Genomic DNA, 15753 nt, shown 5'->3' on the forward strand with positions numbered 1-15753 from the left:
TGAAGAGTGGAAGATTCGCCCCACAGCATACACGGGACGCAGGCCCGCACGTTCAGTTCCATCGATCAAATTCACGCAGCCGCCCTGCCCGCTCAGGGTTTGCGGAATAACTCGCGACTGACCAGCGGCTTGCCACCCAGATGCACGGCGAGCGCCTGGCGCATCAGCCGCTTGGCCGCAGAAAGAGCGCCGACCGCGCTCCAGTCAGCCTCGGCCATCGCCAGCAGCTCACTGCCCTGGAACAGCCCGGGCTGCAACAGGTAGACCCGTTCCAGACCGGCGTCGACCTGTAGCCGATACATGCCGTCCGCTGCCAGTGGCTCGCCATGGAGGTCCACGTTCAGGGCAAAGCCATAACCGAGATCGTCCAGCAGCCGCCATTCGAATGAACGCAGCAGCGGCTCCAGCGGACGGCCTTCGGCCAGGGCCAGCAGGGTCAGGGCGTAATGCTCGAACAGTGCCGGGTGCGGATCCTCGGCAGGCAGCAGGCGGATCAGCAACTCGTTGAGGTAGAGACCGCTGAACAGCGCGTCGCCGCTCAGCCACACGGCAACCCCGGCGCTCTCCATGCGGCCGACATTCTTCAGTTCGCTACGCCCCCGGAACTCGACCTCCAGCGGCACGAACGGCCGCGCCAGGGTTCCGGCCTTGCCCCGCGCATTGCGCAGCACCGCGCGCAGCCGGCCCTGGGGCGTGATGAAATCCACCAGGGCGCTGTTTTCGCGGTAGGCGCGGGAGTGCAGGACATAGGCCGGTTGGCCGGGTGGAGGATTGGCGGACATGAAGCCTCGCGGGGGAGCTTTTACTTGTGGGAGAGGCCAATCGAGATCAGTTGCCCGCGAGACAGGTCGGCGGGACCTGTCTCGCGGGCAAGCCCTGCTCCTACAGGAAGAGTTAGAGGTCGCCGTAGCCCAGCGAACGCAGGGCACGCTCGTCATCGGACCAGCCGCCCTTCACCTTGACCCACAGGTTGAGCATGACCTTCGAATCGAACAGCAGCTCCATGTCCTTGCGTGCTTCGCTGCCGATGCGCTTGATCCGCTCACCCTTGTCACCAATGATGATCTTCTTCTGACCATCGCGTTCGACGAGGATCAGCGCATGGATGTGCAAGGTGGCGCCCTGCTGCTTGAACTCCTCGATCTCGACGGTGATCTGGTAGGGCAGTTCCGCCCCCAGTTGACGCATGATCTTCTCGCGCACCAGTTCGGCGGCGAGGAAACGGCTGCTGCGGTCAGTGATCTGGTCTTCCGGGAAGAAGTGCTCGTTCTCTGGCAGATGCTGGGCGATCAGGCCTTCCAGGGTATCGAGATTGTGCCCCTGCTGCGCGGAGATCGGCACGATCTGCGCCTTCGGCAACTGCTCCTGCAACCAGCTCAGGTGCGGCATCAGCTCGGCCTTGTCCTCGATCCGGTCGGTCTTGTTCAGGGCAACGATCACCGGGCCCTCGACGTACTGGATACGCTCCAGGACCAGTTGGTCCTCATCGGTCCAGCGGGTACGATCGACGACGAAGATCACAACGTCGACGTCTTTCAAGGCCGCCGAGGCGGTCTTGTTCATGTAGCGGTTGAGCGCCTTCTCGTTGCTCTTGTGCATGCCCGGGGTGTCGACGTAGATCGCCTGGATCTCGCCTTCGGTCTTGATCCCGAGCATGTTGTGGCGGGTGGTCTGCGGCTTGCGCGAGGTGATCGCCAGCTTCTGTCCGAGAATGTGGTTCAGCAGCGTGGACTTGCCCACGTTCGGCCGGCCAACGATGGCGACATAGCCGCAGCGTGTTGCAGTTGAATCAGTCATTGCCATTCTCCACGCCCAGGGCGATCAGTGCTGAAGCGGCCGCCACCTGTTCGGCAATACGACGGCTGACGCCCTGCCCACGGCTCTTCTCGTTCAAAAGGGTGACTTCGCACTCGACGAAGAAGGTCCGGCAATGCGGCTCACCCTGGATATCCACCACTTCGTAACGCGGCAGCTCGCAGGCCCGCGATTGCAGGAACTCCTGCAGGCGGGTCTTGGGGTCCTTGTTGGTATCGACCAGCGTCAGGCTGTCGAACTCCGAGGCCAACCAGGCCAGCACGCGCTCACGGGCCACTTCGATGCCGGCATCCAGGTAGATCGCACCGATCAAGGCCTCCAGGGCGTCGGCCAGGATCGACTCGCGGCGGAAACCGCCGCTCTTGAGCTCGCCGGAACCCAGGCGCAGGTAGTCGCCCAGTTCGAAACCACGGGCCAGTACGGCCAGTGTTTCACCTTTTACCAGGCGTGCGCGCAAACGCGACAACTGACCTTCGCGGGCCTGGGGAAAACGCTCGAACAGCGCCTCGCCAGCCACGAAGTTGAGGATCGCATCGCCCAGGAACTCCAGGCGCTCGTTGTTGCGCCCGGCAAAGCTGCGGTGTGTCAGGGCCAGGAGCATCAGCTCCTGGTCCTTGAAGGTATGGCCGAGCTTGCGCTCGAGACGGCTCAGGGACAGGCTCACGGTTTACCCACGCTGAATTCGTGGTCGAATTTCACCACCAGATCGATATTCTGGATCAGCGCGACGCGCTGCTCGTATTTCAGATGGGCAAGAAATCGGCTGCCCTCCACCGTTACGTTTAACGCCTTGTTCAAATCCACATCCTGAATACTGTTGACCTGCATGCCACGGGCAACATGGGTGTAAAAGTCGTTGACGGTGGTCACGTCCGCCGCCTTGTCGGTTTCCACCGACATGATGATTTTCTTCATCGACAGATAGTCGAGGTAAAACGGAACCACCTTGAATGCCGTGCTGCTGACGAAGGCCACCAGCGCGAGGGCCAGCAACCAGCCCACAAACGACAGGCCCTTCTGGGAAGCGGCGGACCGCATAGTCACTCTCATCGTCTTCAAGTACCTGAAAAGCATTCGGCGCTGTATTCAACAGCGCCGTTTGGGCTACTTGATCAAGCCGACACGCGAAAAGGTCGGCATGCGGCTGAACTTGGGATCAGGCCAGCTCATCCAGACCGCGAAGGCCTTGCCGACGATATTCTCGTCGGGAACCATGCCCAGCAGCTCCTTGGGAATGTTGGGGTCATCCCAGTAGCGGCTGTCGTTGGAGTTGTCGCGGTTGTCGCCCATCATGAAGTAATGGCCGGCCGGTACTTTCCACTCGTGATCCGGCGGCGCGCGATAACGGCCCATTTCCTTGCGGATCAGGTGCTCGACGGCGCCCAGCTTCTCTTTATAGAGTTCGGCACTGCCCAGCATGCCCGGCTCGTTGCCCACCAGTTGCTCGGCCACCGACTCACCGTTGACGAACAGCCTCTTGTCGCTGGTGTAGCGCACCGTGTCACCCGGCAGCCCGACTACACGCTTGATGTAGTTGACGTTCGGATCGCTCGGATAGCGGAACACCATGACATCCCCGCGCTGCGGATCACCGACCGGGATCACCTTCTTGTCGATCACCGGCAGGCGAATCCCGTAGGAGAACTTGTTCACCAGGATGAAATCACCCACATCCAGGGTCGGTTTCATCGAGCCGGATGGAATCTGGAACGGCTCAACCAGAAACGAGCGCAGCACCAGCACGATGAACAGCACCGGGAAGAAGGACTTGCCGTACTCGACCAGCAAGGGCTCCTTGTTCAGCTTCTCGACCACGGCCACGTCAGGCTGCGCGACACTGCCCTGGTAGCTGGCGATCGCCGCCCGCCGCCGTGGAGCCAGAAAGACCAGATCGAGCAACGCCAACAGACCGCAGACAGCGACGGCAATGACCAGCAACAGCGGGAAATTTAGTGACATAGGACCTAACTATCCAACCTGAGCACCGCAAGGAAGGCTTCCTGTGGAACTTCCACGTTACCTACTTGCTTCATGCGTTTCTTACCGGCCTTCTGCTTTTCCAACAGCTTGCGCTTACGGCTCACGTCACCGCCGTAGCATTTGGCCAGTACGTTCTTTCTGAGCGCCTTGACGGTTGTCCGCGCCACGATCTGGCCGCCGATGGCGGCCTGGATGGCAACGTCGAACATCTGACGAGGAATCAGTTCTTTCATCTTTTCGGTCAACGCACGGCCTTTGTAGTGCGCGTTGTCCCGATGCACGATCAACGCCAGGGCGTCGACCTTCTCACCATTGATCAGCACGTCCAGCTTGACCAGGTTGGCCGACTGGTAGCGATCGAAATGATAGTCCAGCGAAGCATAGCCGCGACTGGTGGATTTGAGACGGTCGAAGAAGTCCAGGACCACTTCGTTCATCGGCAGATCGTAGGTGACTTGCACCTGTGAGCCGAGGAACAGCATGTCGTGCTGGATCCCGCGCTTTTCGATACACAATGTAATGACGTTACCCAGGTGCTCCTGCGGCACAAGGATGTTGGCCCGTACGATCGGCTCACGCATGTCCTCGATGGCGGACAGGTCCGGAAGCTTGGACGGGTTGTCGACGTAAATGGTTTCACCGTTCTTGAGCTTGAGCTCGAAGATTACCGTCGGCGCGGTGGTGATCAGGTCCAGGTCGTATTCGCGTTCCAGGCGCTCCTGGATGATCTCCATGTGCAGCATGCCGAGGAAGCCGCAACGGAAACCGAAGCCCAGTGCATCCGAACTTTCCGGGGTGTACTGCAGCGAGGAATCGTTGAGGGTCAGCTTCTGCAGGGCTTCGCGGAAGTCCTCGAAGTCGTCGGAACTGACCGGGAACAGGCCGGCATAGACCTGCGGCTGGATACGCTTGAAGCCCGGCAGCACGTCGACGTCAGGCGTCGAGCTGAGAGTCAGGGTGTCACCGACCGGCGCCCCGTGAATGTCCTTGATGCCGGCGATAATGAAGCCCACCTCGCCCGCCTTCAGGTCGGCGGTGGCGGTGTGTTTCGGGTTGAAGACGCCGACGCTGTCCACCAGGTGGATCTTGCCGGTCGACTTGACCAGGATCTTGTCGCCCTTCTTCACGCGGCCGTGGCGCACACGCACCAGGGACACGACGCCCAGGTAGTTGTCGAACCACGAGTCGATGATCAGCGCCTGCAGCGGATCGTCGATATTGCCTTCCGGTGCAGGAATGGTGGTCACCAGGCGCTCGAGCACCTCGTCGACCCCCAGGCCGGTCTTGGCACTGCAGGTGACGGCGTCGGTGGCGTCGATCCCGATGATCTTCTCGATCTCTTCCTTCACCCGCTCCGGCTCGGCCTGCGGCAGGTCGATCTTGTTCAGGACCGGCATGACTTCCAGGCCCTGCTCGATCGCCGTGTAGCAGTTGGCCACGGACTGGGCTTCGACACCCTGGCCGGCGTCGACCACCAGCAAGGCACCTTCACAGGCCGCCAGGGAACGGCTGACTTCGTAGGTGAAGTCGACGTGACCCGGGGTATCGATAAAGTTCAGCTGGTAGGTGATGCCGTCTTTGGCCTTGTAGTACAGGGTAACGCTGTGGGCCTTGATGGTGATCCCGCGCTCGCGCTCGAGGTCCATGGAATCCAGCACCTGCGCTTCCATCTCGCGCTCGGCCAGGCCGCCGCAGATCTGGATGAAGCGATCGGCCAGAGTCGACTTGCCATGGTCAATGTGGGCGATGATGGAGAAATTGCGGATATGACTCAAATCACTCACGGGTCAACACTCAAAAAGGTTGCAGGCAGACTGCCCGCCGAAAAATAGCCGGGAATTGTACCTGATGCGCAAGCAAGGCGTCACGTCAACCGGCGGGGCGACAGGTACAAAAAAGCCCCTGCCGGTCGGCAGAGGCTTTTTTCGGGCTATCCCGAGCGGTGCGAGGCGTCTATCCGGCGCGTCGCAGCAGCCAGAAGCCGGCAATCGCACAGATCCCCGCCGGCACCAGCACCGCGAACAGCGGCGGGAAGCCGAACACCAGGCTCGACGGGCCGAGCAGGTCCTGGGCGATGCGGAAGGTGAAACCGACCAGCACCCCGGTGAACACCCGCTGACCGAGGGTCACCGACCGCAGCGGACCGAAGATGAACGAGATAGCCATCAGCACCAGTGCCGCAGTGACCAAAGGTTGCAGGATCTTGACCCAGAACGCCAGCCAGTAGCGACCGTTGGCCAGCCCCTGGTCCGCCAGGTAGTGGATATAGCTCCACAGACCACTGATCGAAAGCGCCTCGGGCACCATCACCACGGTGCTCAGCAGGTTCGGCTGGAGGGACACGCCCCAGGTCTCCTGCGGCGTGTTGATGACTTCGGTGTGATCACCACGGAAATGGGTGGTGGTCACGTCCGTCAGGTTCCAGTGATCCTGTTCGAAGCGCGCCAGCTTGGCGAAACTCGAGGATTGCAGACGCCGCTGGTCGTCGAACTGGTAGCGGGTCACCCCGTAGAGCAGGCCATTGGGCTGCACGGCGTTGATATGGATGAACTCGTCACCCTGGCGGTGCCACAAGCCATGCTTGGAACTCTGGGCATCGCCGGAACCCTGGGCCAGCGCCCGGTCGGCCTGGGCCTTGCTTTCGGTGACCGGCGCCACGTACTCGCCTACCAGCACACCGACGAGCATCAGCACCAGCATGGGCTTCATCACCGCCCAGACGATACGCCCGATGGACACGCCCGCCGCGCGCATGATGGTCAGTTCGCTGTTGCTGGCCAGGCTGCCCAGGCCGATCAGGCAACCGATCAGCGCGGCCATCGGCAGCATGTCGTAGACCCGTCGTGGCGCGGTCAGCAGCACGAAGCTGAGCACGTCGCCCCAGGTGTAGGTATCGCTGATGTTGCCCATCTCGTCGATGAAGGCGAACAGCGAGGCCAGGCCGAGGATGATCCCGAGCACGGCCAGGATCGCCATGAACACGGCACTGCCAATGTAGCGGTCGAGCTTAACCACGAGCCATCTCCTTCATGCCGCGACGACTCGCCAGCTTCAAACGCAACGGTTCCCAATACAGCAGTCCCAGGCCGATCGCCAGGAACAGCCCATGCACCCACCACAGGCCGAGCAGCGGCGACAGCTTGCCCTTCTCCAGGGCGCCGCGGGCGGAAATCAGCATGGTCAGGTAGGCCATGTACAGCAGAATCGCCGGCAGCAGCTTGAGGAAGCGCCCCTGACGCGGATTGACCCGCGACAGCGGCACCGCCATCAGTGTGACGATGAACACCAGCAGCGGCAACGACAGGCGCCATTGCAACTCGGCAATCGACTTGCGCTCACTGCTGCCCCACAGGTCGTGGGTGGCCAGTGCATCGCGGTCGGTCACCTCGTTGCTGATTTCCGGTTTGTCCATCTGTACGCCGTAGGTGTCGTACTTGATCACCCGGTAGTCGGCCTGCCCCGGGCTGCCGTCATAGCGATAGCCATCCTCCAGGACCAGGAAACGATTGCCGTCCGGCTTGACCTCGAGGCGGCCATGGTCGGCAACCAGCACCGAGATACCACGGTCCTTCTTGTCCTGGCCCAGGCGCTTCTCGGAAATGAACACGCCACCCAGATGGGAACGGTCATCGGAGAGCTTTTCGGTGTAGGTGATGCGCGAACCGTCATTCAATGCCTGGAAGCGCCCCGGCTCCAGGACGTCGAACTCGGTCAGGGCATCCTGCTTGTTCAGCACCAGTTGAAACTGGTAGGCGCCCTGGGGGGCCAGGGACAGGCTCAGCCAGGCCACCAGCAGCGCCACCAGCAATGCCGGAGCCATGGTCATGCCGAGCAGCCGCTGCTGGCTCATGCCCGTGGCGGACAACACGGTCATCTCGCTTTCCAGGTACAACCGGCCATAGGCCAGCAGAATCCCGAGGAACAGACCCAGTGGCAGGATCAGTTGCAGGAAGCCGGGCAGGCGAAACCCCATGATCAGGAACAGCGAACCCGGGTCCAGGGCACCCGAAGCGGCCTGGGCGAGAAACTTGACGAAGCGCCCGCTCATGGTGATCACCAGCAGGACGGCGCTGACGGCACTCAATGTAACCAGGACTTCGCGAGACAGATAACGAAAGACGATCAAACCAGACACTCCAGGGTTGTCAGGCTAAGGCGGCCAAACAAGCAAACAGGGCGGCCTGCACTGCGAGCCACCCGAAAGGATGGCGCATTATCCTGTGATTGACCGCCCCTGTCACTGCGCACGCTCAACCGCGCACGCAAAGCTGCAACGCAGGGTTGTCAGCAGCGGTCGGCGAGGTTCAAACTGCCGCCTTTGTCGCTTGCGCGCCACAGTGTCGCCAAGCCACCCAGCGCAGAGCCCCGCTGTGCGCCAACTGACCTTATATTCAGGGACCCAGACATGGAACTGGTTGTAAAAAGCGTTAGCCCGGAAACGTTGAAGACCGCCACCCTGGTAGTCGCCGTCGGCGAAGGCCGCAAGCTCGGCCCTGTCGCACAGAAGCTCGACGAACTGGCGGGTGGCGCCATCGCTGCCATCCTCAAGCGCGGCGACCTGGCCGGCAAGGTCGGCCAGAGCCTGCTGCTGCAGAGCCTGCCGAACCTTAAGGCAGACCGCGTACTGCTGGTGGGCGTGGGCAAGGACGCCGAACTGGGCGACCGGCCGTTCCGCAAGATCGTCTCCAGCATCCTCGGTGCCCTCAAGGGCCTGGGCGGCAGCGACGCCGTGCTCGCGCTCGACGAAGTGGTGGTCAAGGGTCGCGACAGCTACGGCAAGACCCGCCTGCTGGCCGAAAGCCTGCTCGATGGCGAGTACAGTTTCGACGCCTACAAGAGCCAGAAGGCCGAACCGCGCGCCCTGAAGAAAATCACCCTGGTCACCATCAAGGCCGCCCAGGCCGAAGTCGAGCGCGCCGTGACCCATGCCAAGGCCATCGCCAGCGGCATGGCCTTCACCCGCGACCTGGGCAACGCGCCACCGAACGTCTGCCACCCGAGCTACCTCGCCGAACAGGCCAAGAGCCTGGGCAAGGCCCACAAGGGCCTGAAGGTGGAGATCTTCGACGAGAAGAAGATCAAGGAAATGGGCATGGGTTCGTTCTATGCGGTCGGCCAGGGCAGCGACCAGCCACCCCGCCTGATCGTCATGCAGTACCACGGCGGCAAGAAATCCGAGAAGCCATTCGCCCTGGTCGGCAAGGGCATCACCTTCGACACCGGCGGCATCAGCCTGAAACCGGGCGCCGGCATGGATGAGATGAAGTTCGACATGGGCGGTGCCGCCAGCGTCTTCGGCACCCTGAAGGCCGTGCTGGAACTCAAGCTGCCGATCAACCTGGTGTGCATCCTGGCCTGCGCCGAGAACATGCCGAGCGGCGGCGCGACCCGTCCGGGCGACATCGTCACCACCCTCAGCGGCCAGACCGTGGAGATCCTCAACACCGACGCCGAAGGCCGCCTGGTGCTGTGCGATGCCCTGACCTACTCCGAGCGCTTCAAGCCGCAGGCGGTGATCGACATCGCCACCCTGACCGGCGCCTGCATCGTCGCCCTCGGCTCGCACACCTCGGGCCTGCTGGGCAACAACGACGAACTGATCGAGCAACTGCTGAGCGCCGGCCGCCAGGCCGATGACCGCGCCTGGCAACTGCCGCTGTTCGACGAATATCAGGAGCAGCTGGACAGCCCGTTCGCCGACATTGCCAATATCGGCGGACCGAAGGCCGGCACCATCACTGCCGCCTGCTTCCTGTCGCGCTTCACCAAGAACCTCAACTGGGCCCACCTGGACATCGCCGGCACTGCCTGGATCAGCGGAGGCAAGGACAAGGGCGCCACCGGTCGTCCGGTTCCGCTGCTGACCCAATACCTGCTGGACCGTGCCAAGGCCTGACCCTGAGCCTGCCGGGCGGCGTCCGTCAACGCCGCCGCCCGGCCCGCGGAATTCCCCATGACCCAAGTCGACTTCTATATCCTTCCCAGCGCGGATCCCATGGCGCGCCTGGATTTTGCCTGCAAGCTGACCGAAAAGGCCTGGCGCCTGGGCCACCGGATCTACCTGCATTGCAGCGATGCCGCGCAGCGCGAGGAGCTCGACGCCCGGCTGTGGCGTTTCAAGGGCGAAAGCTTCGTGCCTCACGGCCCCGCCGAAAGCGAGCCGCAAGGCAGCGTCGTGCTGGGGCTGGGAGACGATCCCGGCCCTCACCAGGACCTGCTGGTCAACCTGGACAAGCGGGTCCCGCCGTTCGCCTCGCGGTTTGCCCGCATCGCGGAAGTGGTGGTGGAAGATCCGACCATCCGCCAGGCGGCGCGGGAGAGTTTCCGCTTCTACCGCGAACAGGGCTATCCTCTGCAAGATCACCGTCTACAGCGACTTTGAGCAATCCGATGGACACTCCAAAACAATCACAAAAGGCCGCTCCCCTGCTGGACGAGCTCGAGTCGATCCGCAAGCTGCTGGGTGACGAAACCCTGCAACCGCCGCTGCTGACCGAAACCGTCCCTGCCGAAGGGCAGATTCCGCTGCTGTTCGACATGGTAGGCAGCAAGACCAGGACCGAAGTTCAGGTCGAGGCCGCCAGGGTAGAGGCTCCAATCGAAGCCGACAGACCGGCCGTCACCCAGCCTGCACCGACGCCCGAGCCGGCGACCGCCGCTCCCGCCGCCGAACCTGCCCGTGGCAGGAACCAGGATGCCCTGCTGCATCTGGACAGCGAACTGCGTGCCGCCGCACAACTGATCATGCAGGATGTGATCGACGATTTTGCGCCGCATATCGAGGCCGAGATCAAGCGCCGCCTGGACGCCCGGATGGAGCGCCTGCTCAGCCAGTACCCTTCCTGAAATGAGGTCTACGCCCCGCGCCATATCCCCGTTATACTTGCCGGCTTTCCTGAATTAATGCCTAAGGGTCCCGCCGCGCATGGATAAGACCTACCAGCCGCACGCCATTGAAACTTCCTGGTACCAGACCTGGGAGTCCGAGAACTACTTCGCCCCGCAGGGCGCGGGTGACTCCTACACCATCATGATCCCGCCGCCGAACGTCACCGGCAGCCTGCACATGGGCCACGGCTTCAACAATGCGATCATGGACGCGCTGATCCGTTTCCGCCGCATGCAGGGCCGCAACACCCTGTGGCAGCCGGGCACCGACCACGCGGGTATCGCCACCCAGATGCTGGTGGAGCGCCAGCTCGAAGCCCAGGGCCAGAACCGCCACGACCTGGGGCGCGAGAAGTTCCTGGAGAAGGTCTGGGAATGGAAGGAGCAGTCCGGCGGCAACATCAGCCGGCAGATCCGGCGCCTGGGTTCGTCGGTGGACTGGAGCCGCGAGCGCTTCACCATGGATGACGGTCTCTCCGAGGCGGTCAAGGAAGCCTTCGTCCGCCTGCACGAGGATGGCCTGATCTACCGCGGCAAGCGCCTGGTCAACTGGGACACCAAGCTGCACACGGCCATTTCCGACCTCGAGGTGGAAAACCACGACGAGAAGGGTTTCCTGTGGAACCTGCGCTACCCGCTGGCTGACGGAGCCCGTACCGCCGAAGGCCTGGACCACCTGATCGTCGCCACCACCCGCCCGGAAACCATGCTCGGCGACTCCGCCGTTGCGGTGAACCCGAACGACGAGCGCTACAAGGCCCTGATCGGCAAATTCGTCGAGCTGCCACTGGTTGGCCGTCGCATCCCGATCATCGCCGACGACTACTGCGACCCCGAATTCGGCACCGGTTGCGTGAAGATCACCCCGGCCCACGACTTCAACGACTATGAAGTCGGCAAGCGCCACAACCTGCCGCTGCTGAACATCTTCGACAAGAACGCCAGCGTCCTGCCGGCCTGCCAGGTGTTCAACCTCGACGGCACGCTGAACGAAAGCATCGACGGCAAGATCCCGGCGCAATACGTCGGCCTCGACCGCTTCGAGGCGCGCAAGCAGATCGTCGCCGACTTCGACGCCGCGGGCCTCCTGGTCAGCGTCGACGATCACGCCCTGAAGGTGCCGAAGGGCGACCGTTCCGGCACCGTCATCGAGCCCTGGCTGACCGACCAATGGTACGTGTCGACCAAGCCGCTGGCCGAACCGGCCATTGCCGCCGTGGAGGACGGCCGCATCGCCTTCGTGCCCAAGCAGTACGAAAACATGTACTTCTCCTGGATGCGCGATATCCAGGACTGGTGCATCAGCCGCCAGCTGTGGTGGGGCCACCGGATTCCGGCCTGGTACGACGAGTCGGGCAAGGTCTATGTCGGCCGCGACGAAGCCGAAGTGCGTGCCAAGCACAACCTCGGCGCGGACATCGCCCTGCAGCAGGACAACGACGTTCTCGACACCTGGTTCAGTTCGGGCCTGTGGACCTTCTCCACCCTGGGCTGGCCGGAGCAGACCGAGTTCCTCAAGACCTTCCACCCCACCGACGTGCTGGTGACCGGCTTCGACATCATTTTCTTCTGGGTCGCCCGGATGATCATGCTGACCATGCACCTGGTGAAGAACGAGGACGGCACCCCGCAGGTTCCGTTCAAGACCGTCTACGTCCACGGCCTGGTGCGCGACGGCCAGGGCCAGAAGATGTCCAAGTCCAAGGGCAACGTTCTCGACCCGCTGGACATCATCGACGGTATCGAGCTCGAGGCGCTGGTGCAGAAGCGCACCACCGGCCTGATGCAGCCCAAGCTGCAGAAAGCCATCGAGAAGCAGACCCGCGCCGAGTTCGCCGAGGGCATCGCCAGCTATGGCACCGACGCCCTGCGTTTCACCTTCTGCTCGCTGGCGTCCACCGGTCGCGACATCAAGTTCGACATGGGCCGCGTCGAAGGCTACCGCAACTTCTGCAACAAGATCTGGAACGCCGCCCGCTACGTGCTCGACAAGGGCGAGGACTGCGGCCAGAACGGCGAGGCCTACGAGCTGTCGCTGGCTGATCGCTGGATCATCTCGCAACTGCAGCGTACCGAAGCCGAAGTGACCCGCCAGCTCGACCAGTTCCGTTTCGACCTGGCCGCCCAGGCGCTCTACGAGTTCATCTGGAACCAGTACTGCGACTGGTACCTGGAACTGTCCAAGCCGGTGCTGTGGGACGAGAATGCGCCGGTCGAGCGCCAGCGCGGCACCCGTCGCACCCTGGTGCGCGTACTGGAAGTGGCCCTGCGCCTGGCGCACCCGTTCATGCCGTTCATCACCGAGGAAATCTGGCAGCGCCTGGCGCCGCTGGTCGGTGCCGAAGGCAAGACCATCATGCTGCAACCGTGGCCGGTGGCGAACGAGGAGCGCATCGACCAGGCGGCCGAAGGCGATATCGAATGGCTCAAGGGCCTCATGCTCGGCGTGCGCAACATCCGTGCCGAAATGAACATCGGTCCGGGCAAGCCGCTGGCACTGTTCCTCAACAACGCCGGTGCCGAAGACCAGCGTCGCCTGAAGGAAAACGAGGCACTGCTGAAGAAGCTGGCCAAGCTCGAATCGATCACCGTGCTGGCCGCCGGCGAAGAAGCCCCACTGTCCGCCACCGCCCTGGTCGGCGAGATGGAAGTGCTGGTGCCCATGGCTGGACTGATCGACAAGGGCGCCGAACTGGCTCGCCTGGACAAGGAAATCCAGCGCCTGCAGGGCGAAGTCCAGCGCGTCGGCGGCAAGCTGTCCAACGCCGCATTCGTCGACAAGGCTCCGGCTGAAGTCATCGAGAAGGAGCGCGCCAAGCTCGCCGAAGCCGAACAGGCCCTGGGCAAGCTGGCCGAGCAGCACGCCCGGATCTCCAGCCTGTAAGGGTGTCGGGCAATGGAAAAGGGAGGCCTTCGGGCCTCCTTTTTTGTCTGCGCTGTCCCTCGCGCAGCACACGGCGGAGCGCCTTCAAGGCCGTACAAGGTGGCGAGAAGGATTGCGCCGGTCCAAAATAGTGCGCAATTGTTCTAGACTTTCCGCGCCCGAAGCAGAATAAAATCTCGAAAAAGCCATTTTATCGAGTATTCCTCTCAAATTTTTCTACAGGCTTGCCATCTTTCACCCCACTGGTTAGGGTTGCAAGCATGAAAACGTCCCATACCCTCATTCAGCGTCGTCAACACCGCAGTCTCTGCCTCGTCAGCGCACGACTGCCGGGCTGAATCGCGGTGCCTCATCCCCAGGCTTTTTCCTGACAACGCTACACCGGCTGGCCGCCTCTTTTCGGCCCTGACAAACAAGGAATTCCCCATGAGCATGCTCAAAGACCCGTCTTCGAAATACCGTCCATTCCCGGTGATCAACCTCCCTGACCGCACCTGGCCGTCGAAAACCATCACTGCCGCGCCGATCTGGTGCAGTTCCGACCTGCGCGACGGCAACCAGTCGCTGATCGAGCCGATGGACTCGGCGAAAAAACTGCGTTTCTGGAAAACCCTGGTCAGCGTCGGCGTCAAGGAAATCGAGGCGTCCTTCCCGGCCGCCTCGCAGACCGACTTTGACTTCGTGCGTACCCTGATCGAAGACGGCCATATCCCGGACGACACTACCATCCAGGTGCTCACCCAGGCCCGTGAAGACCTGATCGCCCGCACCTTCGAATCCCTGCGCGGCGCCAAGAAGGCCATCGTGCACCTGTACAACGCCACCAGCCCGTCGTTCCGCCGCATCGTCTTCAACCAGGACAAGCAGGGCGTGAAGGATATCGCGGTGAACGCGGCCAAACTGTTCGTCAAGTACGCCGCCCAGCAGCCGGAAACCCAGTGGCAGTTCGAATACTCCCCGGAAACCTTCAGCGCCACCGAGCTGGAGTTCGCCAAGGAAGTCTGCGACGCCGTGGTCGAGGTGTGGAACGCGACCCCCGAGAACAAGGTGATCCTCAACCTGCCCGCCACCGTCGAAGTGGCCACGCCGAACGTCTACGCCGACCAGATCGAGTGGTTCCACCGCAACATCAACCGTCGTGACAGCGTGATCATCAGCCTGCACACCCACAACGACCGTGGCACCGGCGTAGCCGCCACCGAGCTGGGCCTGATGGCCGGCGCCGACCGTGTCGAAGGCTGCCTGTTCGGCAACGGCGAGCGTACCGGTAACGTCGATCTGGTGACCGTGGCCCTGAACATGTACACCCAGGGTCTCGACCCGCAACTGGATTTCTCCGACATCGACGGCGTGCGCAAGGTGGTCGAGGAGTGCAACCAGATTCCGGTGCACCCACGTCATCCCTATGTCGGCGACCTGGTTCACACCGCGTTCTCCGGCTCGCACCAGGATGCGATCCGCAAGGGCTTCGCCCAGCAGCAGGCGGACGCCCTGTGGGAAGTACCGTACCTGCCGATCGACCCGGCCGACATCGGCCGCAGCTACGAGGCGGTGATCCGCGTCAACAGCCAGTCGGGCAAGGGCGGTATCGCCTACCTGCTGGAGCAGGAGTACGGCATCAGCCTGCCACGTCGCATGCAGATCGAATTCAGCCAGGTGGTACAGCGCGAAACCGATCGCCTGGGCCTGGAAATGACCGCCCAGCAGATCCACGCCCTGCTCCACAGCGAGTACCTGCAGGCCAACACCCCGTATGCGCTGGTCAGCCATCGCCTGCAGGAAGAGAACGGCAACAGCAGCGTCGAAGTCGAAGTGGCGAGCAAGGGCCAGGGCGAGACCAATCTGCACTGGCGCGGCAAGGGCAATGGCGCCCTGGAAGCGCTGGTGGCCGGCCTGCCGGTTCCAGTGGAGATCATGGACTACAACGAGCACGCCATCGGCGCGGGCACCAACGCCAAGGCCGCGGCCTACATCGAGCTGCGCGTGAACGGTGAACGTGCGGTGCACGGCGTGGGTATCGATGAAAACATCACCACGGCCAGCTTCAAGGCGGTGTTCAGCGCCCTGAACCGCTCGCTGAGCCAGTCGACCGCGAGCAAGGCCGCGTAAGCGTACGCCGTAGTGAAAGAGGCCCCGGGGTGAAAACCTTCGGGGCCTTTTTTCAGGGTGGGATTTTTGTCGAGTCA

Annotated in this window: 13 protein-coding genes; 5 read left to right on the top strand and 8 right to left on the bottom strand. The window is 62.7% G+C overall.

From position 1 onward, the window contains the following. Positions 1-92: 92 nt before the first annotated feature. From recO to lptF, 8 genes are all read right to left on the bottom strand, one after another. Positions 93-782 (bottom strand): DNA repair protein RecO, encoded by a 690-nt coding sequence (gene recO / locus ACM62G_RS06260; protein ID WP_054059216.1) that lies wholly within the window; start codon positions 780-782, stop codon positions 93-95. 112 nt (positions 783-894) lie between these two features. Next, positions 895-1797 (bottom strand): GTPase Era, encoded by a 903-nt coding sequence (gene era, locus ACM62G_RS06265; protein ID WP_017904943.1) that lies wholly within the window; start codon positions 1795-1797, stop codon positions 895-897. Beyond that, a complete protein-coding gene (gene rnc / locus ACM62G_RS06270; RefSeq protein ID WP_054059217.1) occupies positions 1790-2479 on the bottom strand; it encodes a ribonuclease III in 690 nt (229 codons plus the stop codon). Before rnc ends, era begins: the two co-directional genes overlap by 8 nt. Then, complete coding sequence (locus ACM62G_RS06275; protein ID WP_054059218.1) at positions 2476-2853, bottom strand: DUF4845 domain-containing protein; 378 nt, start codon at positions 2851-2853, stop codon at positions 2476-2478. The genes rnc and ACM62G_RS06275 overlap by 4 nt, the downstream gene beginning before the upstream one ends. A 66-nt stretch (positions 2854-2919) precedes the next feature. Beyond that, complete coding sequence (gene lepB / locus ACM62G_RS06280; RefSeq protein WP_054059219.1) at positions 2920-3774, bottom strand: signal peptidase I; 855 nt, start codon at positions 3772-3774, stop codon at positions 2920-2922. A 5-nt stretch (positions 3775-3779) separates the two neighbouring features. Then, positions 3780-5579 (bottom strand): translation elongation factor 4, encoded by a 1800-nt coding sequence (gene lepA, locus ACM62G_RS06285; RefSeq protein WP_020481066.1) that lies wholly within the window; start codon positions 5577-5579, stop codon positions 3780-3782. A 169-nt stretch (positions 5580-5748) separates the two neighbouring features. Beyond that, the gene (lptG, locus tag ACM62G_RS06290) at positions 5749-6810 is read right to left on the bottom strand and encodes an LPS export ABC transporter permease LptG (protein WP_273826470.1); all 1062 of its coding nucleotides are present in this window, start codon (positions 6808-6810) and stop codon (positions 5749-5751) included. Further along, positions 6803-7921: an LPS export ABC transporter permease LptF gene (gene lptF, locus ACM62G_RS06295; RefSeq protein ID WP_054059221.1), complete on the bottom strand. Its 1119-nt coding sequence runs from the start codon at positions 7919-7921 to the stop codon at positions 6803-6805. Before lptF ends, lptG begins: the two co-directional genes overlap by 8 nt. Before the next feature lie 279 nt (positions 7922-8200). On the opposite strand from lptF, the gene ACM62G_RS06300 reads away from it, so the two are divergent. The 5 genes from ACM62G_RS06300 to leuA all read left to right on the top strand — a co-directional run bounded on the left by ACM62G_RS06300 (position 8201) and on the right by leuA (position 15676). Beyond that, the gene (locus tag ACM62G_RS06300) at positions 8201-9691 is read left to right on the top strand and encodes a leucyl aminopeptidase (RefSeq protein ID WP_419736874.1); all 1491 of its coding nucleotides are present in this window, start codon (positions 8201-8203) and stop codon (positions 9689-9691) included. Positions 9692-9748: 57 nt separating this feature from the next. Beyond that, on the top strand, positions 9749-10177 hold the full coding sequence (locus tag ACM62G_RS06305; RefSeq protein ID WP_054059223.1) for a DNA polymerase III subunit chi: 429 nt from the start codon (positions 9749-9751) through the stop codon (positions 10175-10177). 8 nt (positions 10178-10185) lie between these two features. After that, a complete protein-coding gene (locus ACM62G_RS06310; protein ID WP_273826469.1) occupies positions 10186-10641 on the top strand; it encodes a DNA polymerase III subunit chi in 456 nt (151 codons plus the stop codon). Between the two features lie 79 nt (positions 10642-10720). After that, entirely contained in the window at positions 10721-13567 is a 2847-nt protein-coding gene (locus ACM62G_RS06315; protein WP_419736875.1) for a valine--tRNA ligase, read from the top strand. Positions 13568-13993: 426 nt separating this feature from the next. Continuing rightward, a complete protein-coding gene (gene leuA, locus ACM62G_RS06320) occupies positions 13994-15676 on the top strand; it encodes a 2-isopropylmalate synthase (RefSeq protein WP_054059226.1) in 1683 nt (560 codons plus the stop codon). The last annotated feature ends 77 nt before the right edge of the window (positions 15677-15753 follow it).

It is taken from the genome of Pseudomonas sp. COR18 (assembly GCF_048568395.1).
In the GTDB taxonomy this organism is placed as follows: Bacteria; Pseudomonadota; Gammaproteobacteria; order Pseudomonadales; family Pseudomonadaceae; genus Aquipseudomonas; species Aquipseudomonas fuscovaginae_B.